This is a genomic window from Burkholderia lata, from assembly GCF_902499025.1.
GTDB classification, from domain to species: domain Bacteria; phylum Pseudomonadota; class Gammaproteobacteria; order Burkholderiales; family Burkholderiaceae; genus Burkholderia; species Burkholderia lata_C.
This window is the reverse complement of sequence record NZ_CABVPW010000013.1, coordinates 64,457-90,882: the sequence shown is the minus strand read 5'-3', so window position 1 is coordinate 90,882 and position 26,426 is coordinate 64,457. Positions and strand designations below refer to the sequence as shown.

The following is a 26,426-nucleotide window of genomic DNA, read 5'->3' as shown; positions in this document are numbered from 1 at the left end:
TCCCGATGGATGACGATTCTGATTCCTTTCCCGACAAAAGTGCAAAGACGCGCAGGCACTGTCGCAGGCGGTCCGGGAAGCAGGATGCGCTCAAGGCATAGGCGGACGTCGTCAAGCCGTTGCTCTTGAAAATCCTCTTCGGGCTCGGGGCAGAGCGCCAGTGCTCCCGCGAAAGCTTGTTGCGCTTGATGAGGGCGCAATAGCACCCTCGTGGCAGGCATTCGACGTCAATATCCGTCCATGAACAAAACCATTTCCACTTCGCGTAGCGTCCAAGGTTGCCATCCTGAGTCGCCCGTAGCCGACCTACGCTCACGGTTATTGAGCTCGTCGCGAATCGCACGAACGAGCGCGCTGCCTGCATAGACGCTGCTCCACTTCTGGTAGCCGCTGCGCCATCCCGTCAATGCATAGGGGTTACGCTGCGTTCGACTGCCACCCCGCCCTGGTACTCGGCCGATACGACCAAACTGCGCCGGTACCTCTCGATAGCCCTGATTCAGCAAGATCCGATCAATGCGTCTGATCAGCGAGTGCGCAACCCGGCTGTCCCAGATGACGAGACCATGCTCTGGTTCGAGATGGGCCGTTGCGAACGCGGCAACCTTCGTCCAGCCGCTGTTCATCCGTGCACCGTCTCGCACCCGGCCCTCGATAGCGGAAGCAAATACCGCCTCAACCTGCTGCCACTCGTAAGCTTGCCGCTGCGAAACCCCGCCCCAGACGAACACTCCTGCGGCGAACTCGACTGCCAGCCTTTTCTGGCCTTCCGACCATTTTCCGACTGAATCAGCGAGTTGCCGAGCAGTATCGAGCATCGGCGCGAGCACCGCGGACGTTTCGGCGTAGCCGGTGGCCGGATGCGGCCAAAAATAGGCATAGAGGCGCGCCCGCCAACCCGAGACAGGTGCACCGAGCGGCCGGTTGCGATACGTCGGGATGAACTCGTCCGTCTCGATATCTGTGACCAGCTGTTCGATTATTACGTTGGGGAAATCGGGTTGCACTGTTTGGTCACTTGTGTGCAATACATCGCCAGCGTCTTCTGTGTCCGCCATGTCCTCCTGCATGCCGTCGCCGGCGTCCCATGCATCAGCGATGGCCTCAAGTGCGGGGGCAACGCGTATTTCTTCGAGGAGTTCGCGTCCCAGGGCGGTAAGACGAACGCCTTTGACCGTAAGACCGCCTATCGGATTGACGGTCATCGCATGCTCCAGGAGATGAAGATTGGCATCCACCATTTCGAGCGAGGCCTGCTTCGCGTTGCGATACGGGGGAGTGGCCAGCATACGGCACATGATATCGAGCGCAAAGCGAACGCCAGTGCTGAGACGATTGGCCAAAGACTCATTCGCGGCAAGCCGCGGCATTGGATCGGTCAACGGGTTTCGTTCAGGTTGAAACCGCTTGAACCAGAAGTCCCATGCAGCGAGAAATCGAAGATCCGAAATTTGCTGACGACGTGCGTGTGGAAGCGTAATCACTTGATGGGTTCCTCGTTCGATGGTCTCTGTCTGTAAAGATGTCGTTGATTGCCTGCTCGTTGGCGCACGGTCGAACAATCGCTTCACCGGGTGATGGATATATCGGCAATCGGATGCCGAGGTTGAATTGCCGCGCGATTGCACCGGAGCGGATCGGAGCGCGGCGTCGATGGCAAGCCGTGTTTCGAGTGCCCCGCCTCGAATCTTCCTGCTGCATGTGTGCTCACTCATCGATTGGGCAGGCGGCGCGATCACGCCCAAAGCACGGGATATGAGCGGCGTAGTTTGCTGGGGGATCGTCCCCCGCGCCGCGCCGACGACTGTAAAGCAGGACGGGGACATTTCATGTCCCGATTGGGTCGTGCGTGCTTCGCTGTTCGCGCCGCTTGAGTTCAGGACAGTGATTGTCCCAATCGAGTCACAGACTGCTGGTTCAAATGCAATGGAGGGCACCAACACCATGACGAAGCAGAGCCATGAGTACAACAATCCCAACACCACGCGCCACGAGATTCGTGAACGGATCAACCGTGCGCCGCTTCGCATCGCGCTCAGGCTGTGGGGTTACGATGCGTCCCAGGCGCAGACGTGGATCGAATCCTTGCCCACGCTGGACGGATCACTCGCCTGGGCCCTTGCCGTCGCGTCAGACAATCGCGACGCCGATGTCGTCGTTCATATGGTCAAGCCGTCATGCCTGGTGGGTTCGACGTTCTGCTGGAACTGCATCGGCGCAAACCGGGCGATCCAGCGCAGGCTTTCCGTGTCCGGCACCGCACTCGTGTTATTTGCCGGTCATGCATGTCAGATGCCATCTGCGCGCACGGGGCAGTGGGTCGTGGCCGGGGGCCTGCCGCCGTGTGCGGCACTCTCCCAACTCTCGCATCTGATCGCCGCCGCAGCAGCGCCTACGTCGTCGGGAGCCAAGGCCGTGCGAAGCCATCTGCTCGAGATGATGGTGCGCGAATTGGACGGCGCGTGAACGTTGCGGGGCGGTTCTCATGACAAGATGGTCAGGTGATCGGCAGTGCCGGTTGCCACGAGGTGGATCGCCGAGGACATCGTGAGTGAGGTACGATCAGCAGGTTGCGCTCGCACAAGTCTTGATGTCCTGCCGGAGTTTGTCGCCGCGCAACAGCTTTACGAACTGCTTGGGTTCGCGTCCGCCGAGCCGATGGCGTTCAATCTCGTGCCGGACACGAAGTTCCTTAGCGTTGATCCGCAGCTTTACCGTGTCGGCGCAGACCTGAGCAAAAAAGAGGAACCCGTATTGCTGCGGGTTCCCCGCTGTCTGCAGGTGGCGCTTAAGTGTTGGGCTCGTTGTCGCCCTTGTCACCTGCAGCGACGATTGAGGGTTGGACTATGCTCGGAGCCCGGTTTTCCTGGTTGACGAGGGTATCAACGGTGGCGGTAGCCATTTCGCCTACGTCCCCGCACCGACCTGCATCACGTGTGCGGCGCGTAGTGCATCGCCGAGCATCTTTCCCATCGCCAGCCCGCATTTCTTCGCGAGACTGTCGGAATCGACGCACGTGTCGCCATCGGCGCGCACCTTGTAGATCGGATTGAACATGTAGCGCGTCCCTGCAGGCTTTTCTCGGGTCTCCGCGACCGGCTTAATCTTGACGTCGGAAACGGTCATCTGCCACGTCGCCCTGACAGGCGTGTCGTTGCGGCGCAAGTCGGACGCCGTGTACAGGCGAACCATGTGACTCGGATGCATTGCGTCCAGCGCATGCGGTATCGGATCGACGAACTTCATCACGTCGAGCTCGACGAGCTTCGTCGGTATGTCCGTCAACGTGCCCTGGATGCCTTCGCCGAGTCCTGCCAGATAGGCGCGGCCCTCGCTGCCGAATGCCGGCGAATCGAAGATCTTGCCATCCACGACGATCAGGATCCCGCTCGCCTGCGTGGGCGTGATGCCGGCCACGCTCTCGTCGACGAGAGTCGGCGTCGTCACGCAGCCGCTCACGAGCGCTGCAACCACGCACGTTGTCATTCCACGTACTGTTTTCATGACGGGTCTCCCGGGTGGGACGTCGTGTTTGTGCGATGCCATGCCGCCGAGTGCGGGATGTTCGCGTGATTGTGTTGGATGCGGCACGATTTGCCAACGCATCGCCCACGATCTGTCCGAACGTAATCGTGTCACCCGGGCCGCGAGCCCCCCCATCACATCTGCCTGAACAACCCCGCATACGCACGACTCACCGGCAGCATCTCCCGCTGCCCGTGCACGCGAATCCGCAACCGTCCCAACAGATCGCGCTCGACACGATCGATCGCTGCGTACGCAACGATCACGCCGCGATGCACCTGCGCGAACCGTTCCGGATCGAGCCGCTGCATCAGTTCCTTCAGCGGCGTGCGAATCACGAGCCGTTCGCCGGCCGTGACGACTTCCGTGTATTTTTCCGACGCCTGGAAGTACAGCACGTCGTCGACCGATACGAGCCGCGTTGCATCCTTCACGCCGACCGTCAGCCAGCGGATCGGCGCAGCGTCCCGCGCTTGCGCTGCCTGCTCGAGCGCATCGGCATGCGCGGGCGCCGGCCCGCCGCGTTGAAGCTTCGCGATACAGCGCAGCAGCCGCTCGTCCGTCACCGGCTTCAGCAGATAGTCGACCGCCGCACGATCGAACGCGTCGACCGCGTATTCGTCGTAGGCCGTGACGAACACGACATGCACGTCGGGCGCCAGTGCAGCGAGCTTCAACCCGTCGATGCCGGGCATCCGGATGTCGAGAAACGCGATGTCCGGGCGCGGCGACGCGTTCAGCGCGGCCAGCGTTTCGATGCCGTTGCGCGGCATCGCGACGATGTCCAGTTCGGGCCACAGCTGGCCCAGCCGCTGCGCGAGCGAGGCGGACAGGTTCGGTTCGTCGTCGGCGATGAGGGCGGTCGGCATGTCAGTCGATCGGAATCAGCAGGGTAGCGGTGACGCCATGCGCGGCGGCGGCGTTCGTCTCGACGGAGACGCGGCCACGCTCGCCGTGCAGCGTCCGGATACGCGCGGCGACGTTGGCGAGCCCGACGCCGCCATGCAGGCGCGTATCGCTTTTGCCGAGCCCGACGCCGGTATCGATCACGTTCAGTTCGAGGCTGTCGCCGCGCATCCTGCCGCGAATCACGATCACGCCGCCGTCGATCGACGGCTCGATGCCGTGCAGCAACGCATTCTCGACGAGCGGTTGCAGCAGCAGCGGCGAGAACGGCAGCGCGTGCAGTTCCGCCGGCACGTCGATCGCATATGAAAGCCGCTCGCCGAGCCGGATCGACGCGATCTTCAGCAACGCGTCGACGAGCTCGAGCTCGTCACCGAGCGTCGACGTCGCATCGCGCGTGCGTCGCAGGCTCGCACGCAGGTAGCGGTTCAGGCTGTCGAGCATCGTCGATGCACGAGCCGGATCGCGCTCGATCAGGCTCTGCACGTTCGCGAGCGTATTGAACAGGAAGTGCGGCTCGATCTGCGCCTGCAGCAGCGCCAGGCGCGCGGCCGTCTCGGCCTGGCGCGCTTCGGCCGCTTCGCGGCGCTCGGTCTCGAGTGTCGCTCGCATGCGCATCGACTGCAGGAACAGCGACACGCACACGAACAGGATCGCCGAGATCAGAAACGACGGCCCGTAGTTGTCCCACGTTCCGATGCGCGCGTGCCCGAACACGTGCGGCACGTTCCCGTTGATGATCGTCGCCGCGATCTCGTAGCCGATGAGCACGCTGGCCGGCGCGATCACGATGGTCTTCAGCGCGAGCCCCGGCTTGCGCGGCAGAAGCCAGTCGGCAGCGTGACTGAGCAGCAGCGCGCAGAAACCGATCGCGTTGGCGACGACGAGGTCGGGCAACAGCGGTTCCTGGAAATGGAGCGCCCAGAAACCCAGGCCGACGACCGAGTTGAAGCACGCGAATGCGAGCAGTGCGGCCGGATCGCGCAGCAATCGCGGCGCGGCGCCGGCGGGTGGCTGCGAAATCGGCGAAGGGTCGGACGTGGCTCGCATGATGTCGGGTAAGGATGGCGCACGATGCGCCGATGACCTGACCTTACTGCCGGACGGGCCGACTGCGCGCGCGATGCGACGAACGGCACGCGGCCTCGACGAAGCGCTTCGGCTGCCGACGGTTGGCCGGTTTCCGTCACGAGTGTAGTGGAAGGGGCGGCGGAAGGACACGGGGTGTGGCCGGTTTCGCGTCGAGCGTGAGCGCCGGCTGGCGCGTCGAACGCCGACCTTTCGGTTCAGAAGCTGCCGTCCTCCGGGTTCGTGGGCGCATCGGGCTTCCCGATCAGCCGAACGATCGTCGCCACGACGCGCAACTCGTCCGCGAATTCCAGCCGCCCGTCGCAAGCCCCGCCGCCTGCCGGGATCGCGCAGTACGGTGTCACCGTGTCCACTCCGATCAGGCGACTTCGACCATGTCCACGCTCCTTCACCTGAAGCCTTACGTGTACGTCATGTTCTGCGTGCTGCTGTACATCGGCATCAAGCGCTGCTTCCCGCGCGAGGTACCGGTTGCACGGCCGCTGATCTCGCCGTTTGCGTTCGGGATGCTCGGCATCGTCAGCATGAACGGACTCTTTCCGCATGCGGGCATCGACGCGAACGCGATCGCGCTGGCGGCTGTCCTGGGCGGCGCGGCGCTCGGCTGGCTGCACGCGAGCCGGTGGCGGCTCGAGTACCGCCCGGCGTCGTCGGGCCTGCGCGTGCGCCTGCCCGGCGACGCGAGCCTGCTCGTCACGCTGATGCTGACGTTCGTCGCCGAAACCGGCATCCATTACGCGGTCGCCGTGCACGCGCCGTGGGCGGCGACGGGCGGCTTCGCGATGCTGTCGTTCGCGGTATGGGGCGTGCTCATCGGGATGACGCTCGGGCGTGCGGCGAACGTGGTCGTGCGCGGCATGCGCGATGCGAACGGATCGGGGCGTGGGGGGTTCCCGTATTCGGTCGATCCGCGATGAAGGGGGCGAAACGGTCCGCGAGCGGGCAACTGACGGCCTGACGGGCGATGCGGCGTGTCTTCGTCAATCGTCGGGGCATCGAACCGGAACGGCGTGTAACGAACGCTATCTTGCGCCCCGTTTTCCTGTCATGGTCGCGTCATGGTGCGCCCATAACGTTGCACGTTCTCGTCGCGGCGGCACCGCCGGACCTGGAACGTGCGCAACCCGCTCGCGACGACGTGCCCGCGTCGCAGGCGGGGGCCGACCGGGATCTCGCTCCCGGCGGCGCAGCGGTCTTGCATCGCGCCATTTCATTCGAAAATACGATCGACGACGGTTCGAACCGGACCGCGGACGATCAGGAGACAGGGACCATGCTGAGTCCGCATGAATTCTCGATGCTGTTGCGCGTTGCGCGTGCGCCGGACAGCGTCGATCCGTCGAATCCGGCCTTCGCCGTGCTGGTCGAGAAGCGGCTGGTCGACGATACGCAGGTACGCATGAATGCCGTGGCCGCGCGCCCGGCGCTGACACCGGTCGGCCAGATGCTGCTGGCGCGCTTCGACGAAGCGGCTTGAGGAGAAGCGTCACGCCTTCACCGAAACGAAGGGCGTGACGCGTTGACGCGCCGGGTCGCTTACTGCGCGACCGGCACGGTCACGTCGCTGCCGAACCAGTGCATCGAGATCTTCTTCAGCGTGCCGTCCTTGTGCAGCGAATCGAGCGCGTCGTTGATCGCCTTCTCGAACTTCGGGTTGCCCTTGCGGAACGGGATCGCCATTTCCTGCTTGCCGCCGTTCAGCACCGCGCCCGCGCGCAGCGGCAGGTTCGACGTCTTGATCATGTACGGCAGCATCAGGCGATCGTCGAGCGTCGCCTCGATCCGGCCCGCGGCGAGGTCGCGCAGCTTTTCCGGCGCGCCCGGATACGTCTGCACCTCGATGCCCGGCACGGTGCGCGCCATCTGGTCATAGTTGGTACCGAGCGTCACGCCGAGCTTCTTGCCCTTGAAGTCGTCGAGCGACTTGAAGTTGCGCGTGTCGTCCTTGCGCTGGATCAGCTGGGCGGCCGAGTACGTGTACGGCTCGCTGAAGTCGAGCGCTTCCTTGCGCTGCGGGGTGATCGTGACCTGGTTGACGATCACGTCGAACTTGCCGGCCTGCAGGCCGGCGATGATGCCGCTCCATTCGGTCGGAACGAACTGCGTCTTCACGCCGAGCTTGCCGGCGACCGCGTTCGCGACGTCGACGTCGAAACCCTCGAGCTGGCCCGATGTGCCGCGCGAGTTGAACGGCGGATACGTGCCTTCGAGGCCGACGCGCAGCACGCCGGCTTTCTTCACTGAATCGAGCAGGTCGTCCGCGTGCGCGGCGACGGCCGTGAAGCCGAGGGCCGACGCGAGCAGCAGGCCCGACAGCAGGAACTTCGAACGTTTCATCGCAGATCTCCAGTGGTCAGCGGGTGTGGGGTGAGCGCCGGGCGCCGGTCGGGCGCGGCGGGCCGCAATACGGGCACGTAGACACTACTCGCAACCGCGCCGCGCCGGAAGTCGAATTGGCCCTGATTGCAATCGATTTCATCGGAATCGGATGACTTGGCGGTGCAAGCGGAATAGTCTGATCAAAGCCGCCCGTTCGGGTGTGTCTTAGCCATCGGGCCCGGAGTAGATCGCCATGGATTTCAGGTTTTTCGCCGACGTCGCAACTTACTCCCTCGATGACGGCGTTCATGTCGTCGGCCTCGCGGATCGCGATCCGCCGATCAGTTACGTGATCCTGCAACGAGGCGTGGAAGACGATGACCAGGATCAAGCGCTCGGCCACGACACGTATTACATGGAAGTTGGCGAGGACGGCGTCGCCGGCTATGGCGGCATCGACGCCGTATCGCTGCGCGGCGAGATGCTGAATATCTATCTGGCACCGGACGCGGCGTGGGCGAAAGGGTTGGTGCTGGTCACGATCGTGGTGCGCGCGACCGACGGGATCGAACAGGTGAAGCGGGGGCTGACGGCGATCTTCACGGGGACGCCGACTCGGCTGCACGTTGATTGACGTGCATCGGGAGTCGGGTGGATGCGGAATTGGCATAATCTCGGGCCGCCGCGAGGATCTCGCGGCTGGAGCACTGCAATCAACCCGGATATCACTGCACTACCCATGTCGACCGACGCCGCGACCGAAGTGTCGCTGAAACATATTCTCGAACGCCCCGGCGATTTCTCCGGATGGCTTTACCTGCCGCCGATGCCGTGGACGCCCGATACGGAGGGGGTATTCTCCAACGATACCGGCGATGGCAACGTCACGGTACCCGCCATCGCCCGGCAGTCCGGGTGGCAGATCACGCTCGCCAGCGCGACGATCGAGGACATCGTGATCAACGCGCACGACCAGATCGACGAGCCGAGCATTCACCAGCTGTTCGACGCGTTCGTGTTCTACATCGAAAACGACGAATTCATTCTGTTCTGACGGGACGCAGGTCACTCGCCTGCGGTACGTCGCGTTCAACTGGAGGGCACGATGCACGACATGAATCCGAAACCGTGCGCCGCTGATTTGCGTGATCGCGATTTCGACCTGATCTACGTTTATGCCGGCAGCTCCGGCGACGCACCTGTTCATGAAGAGCTACCCGCGCGCCAGGTCGAACCGGGCGTCTACGAATTACTGGCGTCACCCGGCCTCACGTTGAATCTCGCGAAAGGCGATCTTGTCCGCATCGATGCCCCCGATCGTCCGGCTACGGTGCTGAAACGAGGCGGAAACTACTGCATCCAGATCTACGGCGACGCGATCCCGGATCACGAGATCGACCGGCTCGCGAGCGAGGTCGCGTCCGAGCTGCGCGGCACGCTCGACGGTCGCCATGGCGGCTCGCTCGCGCTGTCGGTGCCGTCCGGTGCGGGCGGCGAGCGCATCCGTACTGTTTTCGACGGCTTTACGGAACGAACCGCCCTCGCTTGGTATTACGCAAACATCTACCGGAACTTCGAGGATCCGGAGGATGAAACGCTGCTCGACTGGTGGCTCGAGCGGTGACGCCGAGAAGACGAACGCAGGCGTGGCGGGACAGTCTACGGAGACCAGGATGAGGGTACTGTCGATTGCCGATGCAGGTGGCAACGAGTCCGAGCCGAGAGTCGGCGGCGGCGCACTGATCGGGAACATCGAGGACTGGCCGACCACGACATCCGGCGAACCGCTGCATCTGATCGCGTCGTTTCCGGCCGGTTTTCTGGGTATCGATCGGGGCAGAGACGAGTTCGTCTCGGTGTTCTCGTTCTACTCGAAGCACGACTACTTCGTCGATCGAATCACCTATCACGGCGATCCGTCCGAAATGCGCGTGATCGAAGAGGAGCGAACCACCCGCGTCGTCTTCCATGATCGAAAGCGCGTCGTGTCCGAGGCGGACGCGATACCTGCGAGAAGGCTGATTGCAGGCGAGCCGGCAGCTCGACCGTTTCAAAGGAGCGGGTTGGGCGGCATCCCGGGATTTCTGCAGAATGAAAACCTCGCAATCGATTCGAGATTCGAGTTCGCGCTGCAGTTGTACGGGGGAGACTTTCCCGACGGATGGTCCGATATCTTCGGATTGAGCGACGCGGTCGGCTATCTGTTTGTCGACAGGCTCGCGAGAGAGGGGCTGTTTTTCGTTCAGGTAACCTGAGAATTCGAAACGATGTGCACAGTCCACGTCATCGAGGAAGTTTACATCGGCAACCGCGCGCACGTGACGGAAGGGAAGCGCGGTGCGACAACGCTATGCAAGCCGCCGCTGCAATCGAAAGACTGAACGGCCTCGATCGCTCGACCGTCGCGTTCGAGGCGAGCAACGGAACGGTAATGACGATCGGTGGTGGTGGTGGCCGGTACGTCGTGTTCATTGCCTCACATGTTGACGCCGCGTTGCTGAACCTGACGACACCCACCGCGCCGATGGGCGAAACGATCGACCTGGTTGCTGGTGGCCAGCGAGGCAGCTATCGGGAGCGAGACTGCGTGGATTGCGCGACGGCCGTGCAGGCAGCGATTCATTTCATCTCGAGCGGCGGCGCCGATCCCGCGCTTTGCTGGCAACCCGGCTGACACGTCGATATGAACGCAGCGAACATCGACGGAGGTAGATCGATGATCCGGACCTCAACCACCGGTACGACCACGGTAGAAATCGAAGCGGCCGAAGCGTCCCTTGGCCGCGCGTTGCCATACTCGTTCGCGACCTGGCTGCTGCTCAACAATGGCCGGTCGCTCGGCGGATTGCTCGTGTTCCCCGTCTTCGATGCGCGCAATCCGCGCAAGACGTGGAATTCGATCGTTCGGCACTACAACGAGGGCTGGCGCGAGTGGCGAGACACCTTCGACCACACGGGCGCCGATTTCTCGAATCTGTTGCCGTTTGCCGAGTTCGGGACGGGTGACTACTATTGCTTCGACTACGGCCGGACCGACGCGTCGTTGGAGCCGGCCGTCGTCCTGTGGTCGCACGAGACGGGCGAGACGGCACACGTGGCCAACGATTTCGCCACCTTTCTGTCGATGCAGGGCCACGAGGGAGAAGGCGCGAATTGAATGTGACCGATGATCCAATGGCGGTGCGTGAACGCCAGGAGGCCGTGTGCGCGCGATACGGCATGAGCGCTACCGACCCTGGGCACAAGGTCGCCGTCGCCATGTCGACGCTCGGGCGAATGCCCGTCTATGGCACGCGCATCGCGCTGAAAGACGGAGATGACATCGGCTGGTTTTTCCATTGCGGGGAGTATTCGGACGCGGTCGATTTCTACCAGCCGTTGCACGCCGCCCACCTGGCGGCCTACCTGCCGCTGGTTCTGCCGTATCTGAGGTTGCCGCCCGGCGCGCGCTTCATCATCGATGCCGCCGGATACGAAGACGTCTGGATGGATTCGCCTGACGGTGACGCATCTGCGTGAGTTCGCAAAGGACTCTCCGCGTGACTGGGGCGTGCGTGATGCAGACGTCGCGAATCGACGATGCACAATAAAAAAGGACCGCCGGGCGGTCCTTTTTTCATGAAACAGCGCTCGAGCAATCGCGCTTGTTACGGCAACGAAATCGTCAAATTCGCCGACTCCGGCCCGACCTTGATCACCTGCGAATAAGGCGCCAGCGCCTGCAGCGTCTTGTCCTTCAGATACGTGTTGAGCCCCAGATACCCGAGCAGCGCAACCAGCGCGAACACCGCGCCGATCGCCCAAACCGGCACCTCGCGCTTCAACCGATGCGCGATCTGATCCGGCAGCGGCCAGTGCGGCGCGAACGGCGCCCGCTTGCCCTTCATGTGCGCGATCTCGTCACCCAGCCGCGCGGTGAGGTAAGCCAGCTTCTCCGGCCCTTCGAGCAGATACTTGCCCTGGAACCCGAGCAGCAGGCACATGTGGAACACCTCGAGCGACTGCAGCCGCGCCGCGCCCTGCGCGCGACATTCCTCGAGATACTGGAAGAACTTCTCGCCCGCGAGCTGTTCGCCGAACAGCACGAGCTGCAGCGGCCGGCGTTCCCAGTCCGTGCGGATCTTGAACTGCGACGACAGCACCATCTCGTCGATCGCCGCGCAGAACGCGAACTTCGCGCTGTACACATCTTCAGCCGCGATATTCAGCTTCTTCGCGCCGCGCTCGAAGTCCGACAGGAATTCCTGGATCCGCGTGCTGAACTCGCCCGCGCTCTCCGGCTCTCGCCCGTTCTTGAGCAGGAACAGCATGAAGAACCCGTCGTACAGCAGGTCGAGCAGCGAACGGGCCTGGAACGAGGCGTCGGTCGACGCCGGGGTATGCAGCGGTGCCGGCGCGTTGTCGCCGAACAGGGAAGGCGCGTAGCTCATGATGTGACCGCGATCAGTTCGAATTTCAGGTCATTGATGCCAGTCGGCGCATAGATCATCGCAGACTGGGCCTGCAGCATGCGCTCGTACAGCGCGCCGCGCGAATCGAGCGCGAAGTAGCAGGCGCCGGGGCGCACCGGAATCGCGGGCGGCACCTGCGGCGTGTACGAGAGCCGCACGCCGGGCATGGCCGACAGCACGAGCTTGTCGACGTCGTCGGGCGCACCGACCTTGAAGCGGGCCGGCACCGCATCGACGAGCTCGACGCTCGGCATGTCCGCGGACACCGCGAGGTAGAACTCGGTCTTGTCGTCGATCTTGCCGGAATCGAGCCGGCCGAGGTGGAACGACGGGCGCACCTCGTCGAGCGTGATCGCGAAGTAGCGCGTCGAGATCACGGTGTCGAGCAGTTCGCGCAGCATCAGGTCGAGACGCGCAAAGCTCGGGCCCGGATCGTCGTGGCGGTACACCGGCAGGTCGGCGAGCGTATAGCCCTTCGAGAACGTCATCAGCTGGCCCGCGAGGCGCAGCAGCTCCTGGAACAGCCGCTCCGGATGCAGCGCCGAATGCTGGTGCAGGTGCGCGAGCGTCGCGAACGCGGCGTTGGCGGTGTGCAGCAGCCAGAACGACGCGATGTCGCCCGAGCGGAACTCGATGATGTTCTTCGACGGCTCGCGGTGGAAGCCGTACAGCGCGTTCACCTTCGCCTGCAGCGCGTCGACGAGCTGGCGCAGCCGCTGGTGCAGGATCGGCGACGCGTCGATCGCGAGGCACGGCGGCACGAAGCTGTCGTCGATCTCGAAACCGGACGTCGCGGTGCGGCGCACGCGCACGAGCGGCACCGACAGCAGCTGGTCGCGCGGTTCACTGTGCGCGATCAGCTTGACCTGCGTCTTCAGGAACGTGATGTCGGCTTCGGCCGCGTCGGTGAAGTTGTCGCCGACGCTGGTCTGCTCGCTGACGAAACGCGTCATGAAGCCGGCGGCCGGATCGTCGCTGTAGTTGGTGCCGTTCTCGCGCAGCGGGTGCAGCGCCAGATAGAACACGAATTCGTTGATGCCGTCGGGCAGCGTGTCCAGCGCGATCGGCGGCGGCAGGTCGTCGGCCTGCGGCGCGGCATACAGCGCGCCGTCCGGGAACACGAGCGCGAGCTCGGCCACCCGCAGCACGTTGCTGCCGAGCGCATCGCGGTCGATGCGCACCGAGCGCACGCCCCAGTTGTACGGCTGGATCGCCTGGATCGATTCGAACAGGCGCGCTTCGTGGTACGCGTCCTGTCGCTGAAAGTGTTGAGGCCGGAGGAACAGCCCTTCCCCCCACAGCACCTTGGCCGAATAACTCATGTCAAATCCGGTTAATGTCGAGTTGCGATGTAATCGATTTGTTCGTGCCCGAATTAAATCGCCAATTGTTAACTCTTGTTAATTGACATTCGTGCGTCATGTTTAACCGCAGGACACCGAAGAAAGCAAATTCAGCGGTTGCGAAGGCGCACCCTGTTGCGGTGCGATGACAGTGCCGTCGGTGACCGTCATCGCGCAATTATGCAGGCCGATGATTATGCCGGATTTCTCCGACTTCACCGGATCGAACGTCAGTTTCCATCGTTGCAGTGCGGGATCGCGGAACAGCGCGACGATGCCGAATGCCTGCGCTTCGCGCGAAACCTTCTCGGTTGCCGTATAGCGCTGGCCCGGAATCAGCGTGATTTCACGCACGTTCAGCAGGTCGGCGCCCAGCGCGGCCTTTTCCTTGGTCGGATCCGTGAATGCGTCGAACGGCGCCTGCTGGAACGACGTCGGGTCCTTCAGCGTATAGAGCCGCACGACGAGCGCGAGCGGCTTGTTGTCGGTCGCGGCATTCAGGTTCGGCGCCGCGGCGAGCGTGATGCCGAGGTTGCGCGGCGGCTTCTGCGCGTCGGGCACCTCGGGCTTGCCAATGCCGGCGGCGGACATCACGGCGCTCGCGGCCGAGCCGAGCAGCGGGGCGGCCGCGCATCCGGCCAGAAGGGCGCAGGCAACCAGTGGCAGCGCGTAGCGAATCATCAACGATCTCATCGTATTTCCGGCGTGCTGCCTTTTATCCCTGTCAAATCTGCCGGGTATTTTCGCGTTCGCTGCGTATCCCCGGCATTGCACTGTTCAACTATTAAGCACGCCCGCGTCGCGGCAGGCGTCCGGAAATTTTTTCCGCCATCCGGGCGGCGCGTCGCGGAACCAGTAAAACTTGCCCATTCCGGCCAAAAGAAAAATCGCTGCGAGCCCGCTGCGAGAGGCCATTGGAGGGGGTAGCGCCCAGTTTTAAAAGGAATTACTCTTCACACGACGATTGAATTATGAAAAATTGATCGGTACTATACCCGCGCGCTTCTTGCAAAGCAAAAGAACCAGATTCTCAACGATTTAAAACTCACGCGCCGGTGGATATAACGATGAAAGACCGTCTCTTCGCAAAACTGTCTGGGGTAGTAGTGGCTTGCGGCGTGATCGCCGGTTGTGCGAGCCAGCCTCCCGCACCGCCGACTGCCGAAGTGTTCAACAAGTCACTGGCGGATGCGGACGCAGTTGCGAAGGCGGGGGACCAGGACAAGGCCCTCGGCCTGTATCAGCAGCTCGCGAAGTCGGATCCGACGCGCGAAGAGCCGTGGTCGCGCATCGCGCAAATCCAGTTCGCCCAGAACCACTACGGCCAGGCAATCGTTGCCGCGCAGGAAGCCCTGCAGCGCGACGCGACCGACCGTCAGGCAAAGAGCGTGCTGGCCGTGGCCGGCCTGCGGATCGCGACGCAGTCGCTCGGCGAGCTGCGCCAGGATTCGTCGCTCGCGGGCGACGCGAAGTCGGATGCGCAAGCGCTCGCGAAGCAGCTGCGCGACACGCTCGGCGAATCGGCGCTGTTCCCGCCGGAGCAGAAGGCACAACCGAAGAAGTACACGGGCCGCCGCCCGGTTCATCGTCCGAAGGTCGCGGCCGCACCGGCCGCCGAGGCTGCTGCGACCACCGCGCCGACGCCGCCGGCATCGAAGGGCGGCGCGGATCCGTTCGGCGCACTGCGCAACTGACCGCAAAACTGACGCGATAACCACAACTAACCTGGGAGCCGTCGAGATGGCCAAGAAAGAAAGCATTCAGAAAAGCTTGCAGAAAATACGGCCGCCGCGCGTCCAACTGACCTACGAGGTCGAGAAGGGCGACGCGATCGAGGTGAAGGAACTGCCGTTCGTCGTCGGGGTCGTCGGCGATCTGGCGGGCCAGTCCGAAATCGAGCAGCCGAAGCTGCGCGACCGTAAATTCGTCAACATCGATCGCGACAATTTCGACGACGTGATGAAGGCGATCGAGCCGCGTGCCGCGTTCCAGGTGGAAAACCGCCTGAGCCCGGAAGGCGGCAAGTTCGCAGTCGACCTGAAATTCCGTTCGCTGTCGGATTTCAGCCCGGACGAAGTCGTCGAACAGGTCGAGCCGCTGCGCCGCCTGCTCGAGGCACGCTCGAAGCTCGCCGACCTGCGCAACAAGCTCGCCGGCAACGACAAGCTCGAGGATCTGCTGTCCGATGTGCTGAAGAACACGCAGCAGCTGCAGGAGCTCGCGAAGGGCACGGGCGGCGACAAAGACGGCGAATGACGACGGAGTGTTGAGATGAACCAGCAAACGGCTGCGGCCCAAGCGAGCGGCGCGGAATACGCCGCCGGGACCTCGCTGCTCGACGACATCGTCGAGAAGAGCAAGGTCGCGAAATCCGATTCCGAGCATGCGCGTGCGAAGGACCTGATCGGCGAACTCGTGCACCAGGTGCTCGACGGCACAGTGATCGTGTCGGACAACCTGTCGGCCACGATCGACGCGCGCGTCGCGGAACTCGACCGCCTGATTTCCACGCAGCTTTCCGCAGTGATGCACGCGCCGGAATTCCAGCGCCTCGAAAGCACGTGGCGCGGGATGGACTACCTGGTCAAGGAAAGCAACACCGGCCAGACGATCAAGATCAAGGCGCTGCACGCACCGAAGCGCGACCTCGTGCGCGATTTCAAGGGCGCGAGCGAGTTCGACCAGAGCGCGCTGTTCAAGAAGGTCTACGAAGAAGAATTCGGCACGTTCGGCGGCTCGCCGTTCGGTGCGCTGATCGGCGATTACGAGATCTCGCGCCAGCCGGAAGACATGTACTTCATCGAGCAGATGTCGCACGTCGCGGCGGCCGCGCATGCGCCGTTCATCGCGTCGGCATCGCCCGAGCTGCTCGGCCTCGAGTCGTTCTCCGACCTCGGCAAGCCGCGCGACCTCGGCAAGGTGTTCGATACGGTCGAATATGCGAAGTGGAAGTCGTTCCGCGACGCCGAAGATTCGCGCTACGTCGGCCTGACGCTGCCGCGCTTCCTCGGCCGCCTGCCGTTCAATCCGAAGGACGGCCAGACCGCGGAGAACTTCAACTTCGTCGAGGACGTCGACGGCACCGACCACGACAAGTACCTGTGGTGCAACGCCGCGTGGGCGTTCGCTGCGCGCCTGACGGCCGCATTCGACGACTTCGGCTGGTGCGCGGCGATCCGCGGCGTCGAAGGCGGCGGCCTCGTCGAGGACCTGCCGACCCACACGTTCAAGACCGACGACGGTGAAGTCGCGCTGAAGTGCCCGACCGAAATCGCGATCACCGATCGCCGCGAGAAGGAGCTGAGCGATCTCGGCTTCATCCCGCTCGTCCATTGCAAGAACTCAGATTACGCCGCGTTCTTCGCTGCGCAGTCGGTGCAGAAGCCCAAGAAATACAGCACCGACAGCGCGAATGCGAACGCCGTCCTGTCCGCCCAGCTTCAGTACATCTTCTCGGTATCGCGCGTCGCGCACTACCTGAAGGCGATGATGCGGGACAAGATCGGTAGCTTCGCATCGGCGCAGAACGTGGAGACTTTCCTCAACCGGTGGATTTCGCAGTACGTCCTGCTCGACGATAACGCCTCGCAGGAACAGAAAGCGCAATTTCCGCTGCGCGAGGCATCCATACAAGTGTCAGAGATTCCGGGCAAGCCGGGCTCGTATCGTTCGGTCGCGTTCCTGCGCCCGCACTTTCAGCTCGACGAACTCTCGATTTCTCTGCGACTTGTCGCTGATCTGCCCAAACCGGCAAATTCATAAGCGAGTAAATCGCCCGGGCGGGCCGCCTGGGTAGGACGTTAAAACCACCTCTTTGGGGAGTCGAAGGGCCATGTTACATATGCACTTGCAGTTTGGTAGTCCCGCGGTGAAGGGCGAATCCGCGGACAAGGACCACCAGGGCTGGATCGAACTGAAATCGTGGGATCACTCGATCGTTCAGCCGCGTTCGGCAACCGCATCGACCGCTGGCGGTCACACGATGACGCGTTGCGAACACGGCGACATGATTTTCACGAAGGAAATCGATTCGTCGAGCCCGCTGCTGTACCAACACGCTTCGGGCGGCACCACGTTCGACGAGGTGACGGTCCATTTCTCGCGCGCTGATGGTGAAGGCAAGCGCGTGCAGTATCTGGAAGTCAAGCTCAAGTACGTGATCATCTCGAGCATCGCCCCGAGCGTTCGCGAAGAAGGTCTGCCGCTCGAGACGTTCTCGCTGAAGTACGCAGCTGTGCAGTGGAAGCAAACCCAGCAGAAGATCGGCGGCAACCAGGGTGGCAACACGCAAGGCGCCTGGAGTCTGACGAAGAACGACAAGACCTACGCGGTCTAAGGTCGGTTGCGGCAACGGGGCGCGCGGCGTCCCGTTGCCGTTTTCGCTGTGAATCCCGGCCGATGAAACGATTCGAACCCAGTTTTCTCGACAAGCTGTTCGACGACGAACCGCACCTGCCGGCCTCGGCAGCGATGCGGCAATTGTCGCTGGACGAGCTCAAGAACACGGTCGCCCGCGACGTCGAGGCGATCCTCAACACCCGTATCGCCCACACCGAAATCGAGCTGGCCGCGCTGCCGGAGTGCCAGAAGTCGGTGCTGACCTACGGGCTGAACGATTTCGCGGGGCTGAGCCTCGCGAGTCATTACGATCGCGCGTTCATCTGCAAGTCGATCCAGCAGGCCATCGCGCGCCACGAGCCGCGCCTGCAGCAGGTGCAGGTGACGTTCGAGCTGAACGAGCAGGCCACCAACGCGCTCTACTTCGCGATCCAGGCGCTGCTCGTCGTGCACCCGGCCGAGGAGCCGGTGAGTTTCGACGCGATGCTGCAGCCCTCGACGCTGCAGTATTCGGTCACGCGCGCACGCGCAGCAAGAATGCAGTAAATCATGCCGCCGAGCGGGCCGGACCGCCCGGTGGTGGATCAGGGTCCGGCAGGAAATATTGAGGTTCGGGGTCGTCGATGGAAGAATTGCTGCCGTATTACGAGCGCGAATTATCGTTTTTGCGGCGCTATTCGCGAGATTTCGCCGAACGCTATCCGAAGATCGCGGCGCGGCTCGCGTTGTCCGGCGAGCATTGCGAGGATCCGCACGTCGAGCGGATGATCGAGTCGTTCGCGCTGCTCGGCGCGCGCATCAACAAGAAGCTCGACGACGATTACCCGGAATTCACCGAGGCGCTGCTGGAAGTGCTGTATCCGCACTACCTGCGGCCGTTCCCGTCGTGCTCGATCGCGCAGTTCACGCCGGCGTCGCCCGGCCAGCAGACCGAACCGGTCGTGATCGATCGCGGCACCGAGCTGAAGAGCCGCCCGATCCGCGGCGTGCAGTGCCGGTTCCGCACCGCCTATGACGTGACGCTCGCGCCGATCCGCATCTCGGAAGCACGCTACACGCCGGTCGCGCTCGCGCCGAGCGCGACGGTGCTGCCGTCGAATGCGACGGGCGTGATCTCGATCACGTTCGAATCGCTCGCCGCGCAACTCGATCTCGGCGCGCTGAAGCTGCCGACGCTGCGCGCGCACCTGCACGGCGAGCAATCGTTCGTCGCCGCGCTGACCGACTGCCTGTTCGTCAACGTGCTCGGCGCGTATGTCGAGCCCGAACGCAACGGCCGCTGGACCGCGCTGCGCAAGCTGCCGATCGCGCATGCCGGCTTCGACGAGGAAGACGCGCTGATCGACTACCCGGCGAAATCGCATCCCGCGTATCGCCTGCTCACCGAATACTTCGCGTTCCCCGACAAGTTCGATTTCGTCGACTTCGACATCGCGGCGATCGCGCGCGCGACCGGCCGCTGCCAGCGCGCGACGCTGCATCTCGTGCTGCAGGACGTGCGCAGCGATTCGCATGTCGCGCGGCTGCTCGAGCTGCTGACGGCGAGCCACTTCCGGCTGTTCTGCACGCCGATCGTCAACCTGTTCCGCCAGCACGGCGAGCCGATCCGCATCACGCACCGCGCGGTGTCCTACCCGGTGATCGCCGAGGCGCGGCGCGCGTTCGCGTACGAGGTGTATTCGATCGATTCGGTGAAGCTCGTCCGGCAGCAGGCGCACGAGGAATCGGTGATCGAGTTCCGGCCGTTCTATTCGCTGCATCACGGTGAATCGGCGCGGATCGGCCATTACTGGTTCGCGCGCCGCAACGACTGGGTCGCGCAGAAGAGCCCCGGCTACGAAACCGAGATCTCGATCGTCGACATCGATTTCGAGCCGACGTCGCCGCAGACCGACACGCTGAGCCTCGACCTCACCTGCACGAACCGCGACCTGCCGGCGATGCTCGCGTTCGGGCTCGAAGGCGGCGACCTGTTCCAGGAAGGCGGCGCGCAGACGAGCGGCATTTCGCTGCTGCGCCGCCCGACGCAGAGCGTGCGCTTCGAGCGCGGCCGCGCCGCGCACTGGCGGCTCGTGTCGCACCTCGCGCTCAATCACGTGTCGCTGGTCGCGCACGGCCTCGCGCCGCTGAAGGAAATGCTGACGCTGTACGACCTGCGGCGCACCGCCGTGTCGATGCGCCAGATCGACGGCCTCGTCGGCGTCGAGCAGCGCGGTGCCGTGCAGTGGCTGCCCGGCAAGCCGTTCGCGACCTTCGTGCGCGGCATCGAGATCCGCCTGACGATCGACGAGGAGCACTTCGTCGGCGCGAGCCTGGCCTCGTTCGTGCGCGTGCTCGACAGCTTCTTCGGGCTGTACGTGCACCTCAACAGTTTCGTTCAACTAGTCGTCGTGTCGAAGCGCACCGGCGAGGAGATCATCCGATGCAAGCCCCGGACCGGCGAATCGATCCTGGCGTAGTCGATACGCTGCTCGACGAACCGCACCGCTTCGAGTTCTTCCAGGCGGTGCGCGTGCTCGAAGGGCTGTTCGCGCGGCAGGCGTCGGATGCACCCGGCGCGTGGCGGCAGGGCGACGTGGTCGCGCAGCGCATCGAATTCCGCAACACGCTGTCGCTCGGCTTTCCGCCGAGCGAGATCGAAGGCGCGCGCTCGTTCGACGACGACGGCACCCAGCTCAAGACGGGCGAGGCGCGCGGCGCCGCGCTCGCGGCCGGCGAGCTCGGCCACGTCGAGCTGACGCCCGCGTTCTTCGGGCTGCTCGGTGGGCAGGGCGCGCTGCCGCTGCATTACACCGAGCAGATCGTCGCGCGCGAGCACCTGAAGCGCGACCATGCGGCGCGCGCATTCTTCGACGTGTTCTCGAACCGCGCGACCGCGCTGTTCTATGCCGCGTGGAAGAAGTACCGGCTGCCGTTCCACTACGAGCTCGATCGCGACGAGCGCTATCTGCCGCTGCTGCTCGCGATCGCGGGCGTGCCGAGCGACGAGGTGCGCGACAGCCTGGCGGCCGGCGTGGGTGGCGTGCTCGACGAGGCCGTCGCCGGCTATGCGCTCGCCGCACGGCACCGGCCGATGTCGGCCGCGTACCTGCAGCGCACGCTGTCCGACTATTTCCGCGTGCCGGTGAAGATCGACCAGTTCGTCGGCAAGTGGTACGACGTGCCGGCCGACCAGTTGAGCGTGCTCGGCGAAGTCAACGCGGTGCTCGGCGCGACGGCGCTCGTCGGTGAGCGTGTGTGGCAGCGCGACATGCGCGCGCGGATCATCGTGGGCCCGCTGTCGAAGCGCGACTACGAGGCGTTCCTGCCCGGCGGCGCGCACGCCGTCGCACTGGAGCGGATGCTGACGCTGCTCGCCGGCGTCACGCTCGAATACGAGGTGAAGCTCGTGCTCAAGCGCACCGAGGTCGGCGCGAGCGTGCTCGGCGCAGGCTCGCGGCTCGGCTGGGACGCGTTCCTCTGCACGCGCGACGCGGTCGAGGACCGCTCCGACGCCCGCTACGAACTGCACGTGATTCACTGATTCCGAACGACAACAAACACGCAATCGAACCTGAGACTGAGATCGACGCCATGAGCACGCCTCTGAAGACCCTGATCACGAAACTGAATCCGCTGTGCCGCCACGCGACCGAGCGTGCGGCAAGCGCGTGCCTGGCGCGCGGCCACTACGAGGTCGATCTGGAGCACCTGTTCCTCGCGTTGCTCGAAGAAGCGACGGGCGACCTGCCGCTCGCGCTGCGCGCGAGCCGCGTCGATCCGCACGCGCTGCACGCCGATCTCGAGCGCGAACTGACGCGCCTGAAGACGGGCAACACGCGCACGCCGGTGTTCTCCGTGCACCTGATCGCGCTGTTCGAACAGGCATGGCTGATCGCGTCGCTCGACTCGCAGCTCGGCCGCATCCGTTCGGGCCACCTGCTGCTCGCGCTGCTGACCGCGTCCGATCTCGCGCAGTTCGCGCAACGGATGTCGTCGCAGTTTGCGGAAATGAACGTGACCGACCTGAAGCACAAGTTCGACGAGATCATGGCCGGCTCGAGCGAAGCCGAGCCGCGTCAGGCGGACGACGAGGGTAGCGACGTCGCGCCGGCCGCCGACGGCGCGGCGCCCGCTGCCGGCCCGTCGAAGACGCCCGCGCTCGACACGTACACGACCAACCTCACGCAGCGCGCACGCGACGGCAAGATCGACCCGGTGATCGGCCGCGAAGCCGAGATCCGCCAGGCGATCGACATCCTGATGCGCCGCCGCCAGAACAACCCGATCATGACCGGCGAGGCCGGCGTCGGCAAAACGGCGGTCGTCGAAGGGCTCGCGCTGCGCATCGCGGCCGACGACGTGCCGCCGCCGCTGCGCGGTGTCGCGCTGCACGTGCTCGACATGGGGCTGCTGCAGGCCGGCGCGAGCGTGAAGGGCGAGTTCGAGAACCGCCTGAAGAGCGTGATCGACGAGGTGAAGAAGAGCGCGCACCCGATCATCCTGTTCATCGACGAGGCGCACACGATCATCGGCGCGGGCGGCCAGGCCGGCCAGAACGACGCGGCGAACCTGCTGAAGCCGGCGCTCGCGCGCGGCGAGCTGCGCACGATCGCGGCGACGACGTGGAGCGAATACAAGAAGTACTTCGAGAAGGACGCGGCGCTGGCGCGGCGCTTCCAGGTGGTGAAAGTCGAGGAGCCGAGCGAGCCGCTCGCGGCCGCGATGCTGCGCGGGATGTCCGGCCTGATGGAGAAGCACTTCAACGTGCGGATCCTCGACGACGCGATCACCGAAGCCGTGCGCCTGTCGCACCGCTACATCAGCGGCCGCCAGCTGCCGGACAAGGCGATCAGCGTGCTCGACACCGCTTGCGCGAAGGTCGCGCTCGCGCACAGCGCGACGCCGGCGGCGATCGACGACACGAAGAAGCGCATCGAGCGGATCGATGCGGAAATCGCGTCGCTGGAGCGCGAGGCGGCCGGCGGCGCGTCGCACGACGAGCGGCTCGGCGAGCTGCGCGGCACGCGCGACACGGCGCTCGAACAACTTGCGAAGGACGAAGCGCGCTATGAAGCCGAGCGCGCGATCGTCGCCGAGATCACCGTGCTGCGCGACACGCTCGACAAGGCGCGCGGCCCGTCGGAAGACGGCAAGCCGTTCGACGTGCAGCTGGCGCGCGACAAGCTCACCGAATGCGTCGCGGCGCTGCATTTGGTGCAGGAAGGCGAGCCGATGGTGCCGCTGCAGGTCGACGGCCACGTGGTTGCCGAGATCGTCGCCGCGTGGACGGGCATTCCGCTCGGCCGGATGGTGAAGGACGAGATCGACACCGTGCTGAACCTGCAGCCGCTGCTCACCGCGCGCGTGATCGGCCAGGACCATGCGCTCGACGCGATCGCGCAGCGCGTGCGCACCGCGACCGCAAACCTCGAGGATCCGAACAAGCCGCGCGGCGTGTTCATGTTCGTCGGGCCGTCGGGCGTCGGCAAGACCGAGACGGCGCTCGCGCTGGCCGACATCCTGTACGGCGGCGAGCGCAAGATGGTCACGATCAACATGAGCGAGTACCAGGAAGCGCACAGCGTGTCGGGCCTGAAGGGCTCGCCGCCGGGCTATGTCGGCTACGGCGAAGGCGGCGTGCTGACCGAGGCCGTGCGCCGCAACCCGTATTCCGTCGTGCTGCTCGACGAAGTCGAGAAGGCGCACCCGGACGTGCTCGAAATGTTCTTCCAGGTGTTCGACAAGGGCGCGATGGACGATGCGGAAGGGCGCGAGATCGACTTCCGCAACACGCTGATCATCCTGACGTCGAACGTCGGTTCCTCCGCGGTGATGCAGGCGTGCCTGAACAAGCCGGCCGAGGAACTGCCCGATCCGGACGCGCTCGCGGAGACGCTGCGCCCGCAGCTGTACAAGACGTTCAAGCCCGCGTTCCTCGGGCGGATGAAGGTCGTGCCGTACTACCCGATTTCCGACGACGTGCTGGCCGAGATCATCGAGCTGAAGCTCGAGCGGATCCGCCGCCGGATCGAGGCGAACCACAAGGCGGCGTTCGAGTGGGACGAGTCGCTCGTCGATGCGGTGCTCGCGCGCTGCACCGAGGTCGACTCGGGCGCCCGCAACGTCGACCACATCCTGAACGGCACGCTGCTGCCGGAGATCGCGGGCCATGTGCTCGGCCGGATCGCCGACGGCGAGGCCATCGCGCGCATCGCGGTGCGCGCGGACGAGGCCGGCGAATTCACGTACACCGTCGAATGAGCTCGGCCGTGCAACACAAGCATTTGATGAACTGACCGAATCATGCCGATCAATCTCCCCGAGCTGCTGACGCCGATCAGCGATGCGTCGCCCAGCGGCGACGACCTGCTGTTTTCGAACGAATTCGACGCGATCCAGGACGCGCGGCGCTACGACGATCCGACGCTCGACCAGGGCGAATGGGTGACCGAGATCAAGGAGGCCGACTGGGGCTTCGTGGTCGACCATGCGGGCGAGCTGCTGCGCACGCGCACGAAGGACCTGCGGCTCGCCGTGTGGCTGACCGAGGCGCTCGCGCTCGAGGACGGCATCACCGGCCTCACCGAAGGCTACGCGCTGCTCGAGGGCCTGTGCCGCGACTTCTGGGACACCGTGCATCCGCTCCCCGAAGACGACGACACCGAGCACCGGCTCGGCAACGTCGCGTGGCTGTCCGGCCGCACGGCCGAGCTGCTGCGCGCGGTGCCGATGACGGACGGCGCGTCGAACGCGTTCAGCACGCTCGACTGGGAAGTGGCGCAGCACGTCGCGCAGGCCATCAAGCGCGACCCCGAACACGCGGACGACATCGCGCGCGGCAAGCCGTCGATCGAGCAGATCGATTCGTCGCGGCGCGTGACGTCGATCGCGTTCTACACCGCGTTGCTCGCGAACCTGAAGGCGTTCGAATTCGCGCTCGATGCGTTCGAGGAGCGGCTCGTCGAGCGCGCGGGCGATTCGGCGCCGAGCTTCCGGCAGGCGCGCGACGCGTTCGAGACCGTGTACCGGCTCGCCGAGCGCTTTGCGCGCGAGCAGGGCTATACGGGCAGCGCGCCGCACACGCAGTCGGCACCGCAGGCGCAGCCCGAGCGCATCGAGCCGGTGTTCGGCAATCCGATCCAGACCGAGGAGACTCACGTGCAACCGCAGCCCGTTCCGCGCCCCCCGGTGACGCAGATGATCGCCGGCATCCAGAATCGAGCGCAGGCCGTCGACCAGTTGCGCGCGGTCGCCCGCTACTTCCGCCAGACCGAGCCGCACAGCCCGGTCGCGTATCTCGCCGACAAGGCTGCCGAGTGGGCCGACATGCCGCTGCACAAGTGGCTCGAGAGCGTCGTGAAGGACGACGGCTCGCTGTCGCATATTCGCGAGCTGCTGGGCGTGCGGCCCGACGAGCAGTCGTAAACGCAAAACGGGCGGCGCATCGCTGCAGCCGCCCGTTATCCCGCGCCAGGTTGCGCCTCGCGGAGCAACCTGTGCCGTCCGTTACTGCCCCACCCGGAACTCGATCCGCCGGTTCCGTGCCCGCCCGTCCGCCGTATCGTTCGGCGCGATCGGCTGATCCGGCCCGACGCCCGTCGTCGTCATCTGCTGCGGCGGAATGCTCTTCGTGATCAGGTAGCCCTTCACCGAATCCGCGCGTGCCTGGCTCAGCGCGATGTTCGACGTGCGGTTCCCCGAGTTGTCGGTGTGGCCGATGATGTCGACCGTGCGGTTCTGCATCTTCGCGAGCGCGGCCGCCATCTGGTCGAGGATCAGCTTGCCCTGCGGCGTGAGCGTCGCGCTGCCGGTCTCGAACTCGATCGTCCGGTTCGCGAGCGTCTGGTCGAGCACGCCCTGTTCGGACGCCGACACGCGCAGCCCGTTCCTGATCGTATACGTCGGGTTCAGCGTGTTCGCCATGTCGCTCGCGAGCTGCTGGCGTTGCGCCTCGTTGTGCACCTCGCCCTTCATCTCGATCTGCGTGCCGTTGATCTTCAGCTGCCCCTTGCTGATCTGCTTGAGCTGCGCGCCGAGCAGCTTCTGCACGTTCGCGCTCCAGTTCGGCGGCGTGGCGACGTCACCCACTTCGATCTGGTCGACGACGTTCGTCGCACCGTAGGTATCGCGCAGCTTCTGCAGCACGGCGGCCTTGGTCGCTTCGTCGGGCACCTTGCCGCCGACGACCACCTGGCCGGGCGTCGCGTTCGCGGGCGGCGGGGTGACGGTGCTCGCGGTGCCGGCCGTGCCGTGCATGACGGCGCCGGAGGCCGTCCCCGGTGCGGCGCCGGTGTTCGCGGGCAGCGCGGTCGTCGCGACCGTGCCGTTGCCGACCGGCGTGACGGTCGCGCCCGTATTCTGCGCGAAGGCCGCGCCGCTGGCGAAGAGCCCGGCAGCGAGGAGGGCGGCGACGGCGGGTGAGAAGGCAGCCGAAAAGCGCGTGCGCCGGACGTGAATCGTGCGATGCATCCCG

The 26,426-nt window shown here is 64.8% G+C and carries 29 protein-coding genes; 19 read left to right on the top strand and 10 right to left on the bottom strand.

The window, feature by feature from the left end; all coding sequences use genetic code 11:
• Positions 1-227: 227 nt before the first annotated feature.
• The gene (locus BDI24065_RS15190) at positions 228-1,484 is read right to left on the bottom strand and encodes a hypothetical protein (protein WP_175031987.1); all 1,257 of its coding nucleotides are present in this window, start codon (positions 1,482-1,484) and stop codon (positions 228-230) included.
• A gap of 169 nt (positions 1,485-1,653) precedes the next feature.
• Here BDI24065_RS15190 and BDI24065_RS15185 point away from each other — a divergent pair, with 169 nt between their 5' ends.
• Positions 1,654-2,466: a hypothetical protein gene (locus BDI24065_RS15185; RefSeq protein WP_175031986.1), complete on the top strand. Its 813-nt coding sequence runs from the start codon at positions 1,654-1,656 to the stop codon at positions 2,464-2,466.
• A 441-nt stretch (positions 2,467-2,907) separates the two neighbouring features.
• Here BDI24065_RS15185 and BDI24065_RS15180 read toward each other — a convergent pair whose 3' ends face one another.
• The 4 genes from BDI24065_RS15180 to BDI24065_RS41630 form a co-directional block, all read right to left on the bottom strand.
• Complete coding sequence (locus BDI24065_RS15180; protein ID WP_175031985.1) at positions 2,908-3,504, bottom strand: hypothetical protein; 597 nt, start codon at positions 3,502-3,504, stop codon at positions 2,908-2,910.
• A gap of 155 nt (positions 3,505-3,659) precedes the next feature.
• Complete coding sequence (locus BDI24065_RS15175) at positions 3,660-4,394, bottom strand: LytR/AlgR family response regulator transcription factor (protein ID WP_175031984.1); 735 nt, start codon at positions 4,392-4,394, stop codon at positions 3,660-3,662.
• A gap of 1 nt (position 4,395) precedes the next feature.
• Positions 4,396-5,481, bottom strand: coding sequence for a sensor histidine kinase (locus BDI24065_RS15170; RefSeq protein WP_175031983.1), 1,086 nt, complete (start codon positions 5,479-5,481; stop codon positions 4,396-4,398).
• Between the two features lie 236 nt (positions 5,482-5,717).
• Entirely contained in the window at positions 5,718-5,864 is a 147-nt protein-coding gene (locus BDI24065_RS41630; protein ID WP_175031982.1) for a hypothetical protein, read from the bottom strand.
• 30 nt (positions 5,865-5,894) lie between these two features.
• Between BDI24065_RS41630 and BDI24065_RS15160 the strand changes: the two genes are divergently transcribed.
• Positions 5,895-6,437, top strand: coding sequence for a DUF6622 family protein (locus BDI24065_RS15160; RefSeq protein WP_175031981.1), 543 nt, complete (start codon positions 5,895-5,897; stop codon positions 6,435-6,437).
• 356 nt (positions 6,438-6,793) lie between these two features.
• Positions 6,794-6,997 carry a hypothetical protein gene (locus BDI24065_RS15155; protein ID WP_175031980.1) on the top strand — a complete coding sequence of 68 codons (204 nt, stop codon included), beginning with the start codon at positions 6,794-6,796 and terminating at the stop codon, positions 6,995-6,997.
• Between the two features lie 59 nt (positions 6,998-7,056).
• Here BDI24065_RS15155 and BDI24065_RS15150 read toward each other — a convergent pair whose 3' ends face one another.
• Positions 7,057-7,857: a transporter substrate-binding domain-containing protein gene (locus BDI24065_RS15150; RefSeq protein WP_174939780.1), complete on the bottom strand. Its 801-nt coding sequence runs from the start codon at positions 7,855-7,857 to the stop codon at positions 7,057-7,059.
• 235 nt (positions 7,858-8,092) lie between these two features.
• On the opposite strand from BDI24065_RS15150, the gene BDI24065_RS15145 reads away from it, so the two are divergent.
• The 7 genes from BDI24065_RS15145 (at position 8,093) to BDI24065_RS15115 (ending at position 11,358) form a co-directional block, all read left to right on the top strand.
• Positions 8,093-8,473 (top strand): Imm10 family immunity protein, encoded by a 381-nt coding sequence (locus BDI24065_RS15145; RefSeq protein WP_175031979.1) that lies wholly within the window; start codon positions 8,093-8,095, stop codon positions 8,471-8,473.
• Positions 8,474-8,578: 105 nt separating this feature from the next.
• Positions 8,579-8,893, top strand: coding sequence for a DUF7716 domain-containing protein (locus tag BDI24065_RS15140; protein ID WP_175031978.1), 315 nt, complete (start codon positions 8,579-8,581; stop codon positions 8,891-8,893).
• A 60-nt stretch (positions 8,894-8,953) separates the two neighbouring features.
• Positions 8,954-9,463, top strand: coding sequence for a DUF4265 domain-containing protein (locus BDI24065_RS15135; protein WP_175031977.1), 510 nt, complete (start codon positions 8,954-8,956; stop codon positions 9,461-9,463).
• A gap of 49 nt (positions 9,464-9,512) precedes the next feature.
• Positions 9,513-10,094: a hypothetical protein gene (locus tag BDI24065_RS15130; protein WP_175031976.1), complete on the top strand. Its 582-nt coding sequence runs from the start codon at positions 9,513-9,515 to the stop codon at positions 10,092-10,094.
• Between the two features lie 95 nt (positions 10,095-10,189).
• Entirely contained in the window at positions 10,190-10,513 is a 324-nt protein-coding gene (locus tag BDI24065_RS15125; protein WP_175031975.1) for an Imm1 family immunity protein, read from the top strand.
• 9 nt (positions 10,514-10,522) lie between these two features.
• Positions 10,523-10,996: an SMI1/KNR4 family protein gene (locus BDI24065_RS15120; protein WP_217481817.1), complete on the top strand. Its 474-nt coding sequence runs from the start codon at positions 10,523-10,525 to the stop codon at positions 10,994-10,996.
• 2 nt (positions 10,997-10,998) lie between these two features.
• Positions 10,999-11,358 carry an immunity protein Imm33 domain-containing protein gene (locus BDI24065_RS15115; RefSeq protein ID WP_175032035.1) on the top strand — a complete coding sequence of 120 codons (360 nt, stop codon included), beginning with the start codon at positions 10,999-11,001 and terminating at the stop codon, positions 11,356-11,358.
• Between the two features lie 128 nt (positions 11,359-11,486).
• On the opposite strand, the gene icmH is transcribed toward BDI24065_RS15115, so the two are convergent.
• The 3 genes from icmH to tssJ form a co-directional block, all read right to left on the bottom strand.
• On the bottom strand, positions 11,487-12,269 hold the full coding sequence (gene icmH, locus BDI24065_RS15110; RefSeq protein ID WP_175031974.1) for a type IVB secretion system protein IcmH/DotU: 783 nt from the start codon (positions 12,267-12,269) through the stop codon (positions 11,487-11,489).
• Complete coding sequence (tssK, locus tag BDI24065_RS15105; protein ID WP_011350756.1) at positions 12,266-13,612, bottom strand: type VI secretion system baseplate subunit TssK; 1,347 nt, start codon at positions 13,610-13,612, stop codon at positions 12,266-12,268. Before tssK ends, icmH begins: the two co-directional genes overlap by 4 nt.
• A 102-nt stretch (positions 13,613-13,714) precedes the next feature.
• Positions 13,715-14,326, bottom strand: a complete 612-nt coding sequence (tssJ, locus tag BDI24065_RS15100) for a type VI secretion system lipoprotein TssJ (protein ID WP_011350757.1) — start codon at positions 14,324-14,326, stop codon at positions 13,715-13,717.
• A 374-nt stretch (positions 14,327-14,700) separates the two neighbouring features.
• On the opposite strand from tssJ, the gene BDI24065_RS15095 reads away from it, so the two are divergent.
• From BDI24065_RS15095 to tssA, 9 genes are all read left to right on the top strand, one after another.
• On the top strand, positions 14,701-15,327 hold the full coding sequence (locus tag BDI24065_RS15095) for a tetratricopeptide repeat protein (RefSeq protein WP_175031973.1): 627 nt from the start codon (positions 14,701-14,703) through the stop codon (positions 15,325-15,327).
• 46 nt (positions 15,328-15,373) lie between these two features.
• Positions 15,374-15,889 carry a type VI secretion system contractile sheath small subunit gene (tssB, locus tag BDI24065_RS15090; protein ID WP_043191648.1) on the top strand — a complete coding sequence of 172 codons (516 nt, stop codon included), beginning with the start codon at positions 15,374-15,376 and terminating at the stop codon, positions 15,887-15,889.
• A gap of 15 nt (positions 15,890-15,904) precedes the next feature.
• Positions 15,905-17,395, top strand: a complete 1,491-nt coding sequence (gene tssC, locus BDI24065_RS15085) for a type VI secretion system contractile sheath large subunit (protein WP_006477094.1) — start codon at positions 15,905-15,907, stop codon at positions 17,393-17,395.
• A 70-nt stretch (positions 17,396-17,465) separates the two neighbouring features.
• Positions 17,466-17,969, top strand: a complete 504-nt coding sequence (locus BDI24065_RS15080; RefSeq protein WP_006477093.1) for an Hcp family type VI secretion system effector — start codon at positions 17,466-17,468, stop codon at positions 17,967-17,969.
• A 62-nt stretch (positions 17,970-18,031) separates the two neighbouring features.
• Positions 18,032-18,517: a type VI secretion system baseplate subunit TssE gene (tssE, locus tag BDI24065_RS15075; RefSeq protein WP_043191646.1), complete on the top strand. Its 486-nt coding sequence runs from the start codon at positions 18,032-18,034 to the stop codon at positions 18,515-18,517.
• Between the two features lie 77 nt (positions 18,518-18,594).
• Complete coding sequence (gene tssF, locus BDI24065_RS15070; RefSeq protein WP_174958769.1) at positions 18,595-20,430, top strand: type VI secretion system baseplate subunit TssF; 1,836 nt, start codon at positions 18,595-18,597, stop codon at positions 20,428-20,430.
• On the top strand, positions 20,394-21,494 hold the full coding sequence (tssG, locus tag BDI24065_RS15065; RefSeq protein WP_175031972.1) for a type VI secretion system baseplate subunit TssG: 1,101 nt from the start codon (positions 20,394-20,396) through the stop codon (positions 21,492-21,494). Before tssF ends, tssG begins: the two co-directional genes overlap by 37 nt.
• 50 nt (positions 21,495-21,544) lie before the next feature.
• Positions 21,545-24,214 carry a type VI secretion system ATPase TssH gene (gene tssH, locus BDI24065_RS15060; RefSeq protein ID WP_175031971.1) on the top strand — a complete coding sequence of 890 codons (2,670 nt, stop codon included), beginning with the start codon at positions 21,545-21,547 and terminating at the stop codon, positions 24,212-24,214.
• A 42-nt stretch (positions 24,215-24,256) separates the two neighbouring features.
• Complete coding sequence (tssA, locus tag BDI24065_RS15055) at positions 24,257-25,378, top strand: type VI secretion system protein TssA (RefSeq protein WP_069246994.1); 1,122 nt, start codon at positions 24,257-24,259, stop codon at positions 25,376-25,378.
• A gap of 81 nt (positions 25,379-25,459) precedes the next feature.
• Here tssA and BDI24065_RS15050 read toward each other — a convergent pair whose 3' ends face one another.
• Positions 25,460-26,422, bottom strand: coding sequence for an OmpA family protein (locus BDI24065_RS15050; RefSeq protein WP_175031970.1), 963 nt, complete (start codon positions 26,420-26,422; stop codon positions 25,460-25,462).
• Positions 26,423-26,426: the final 4 nt, after the last annotated feature.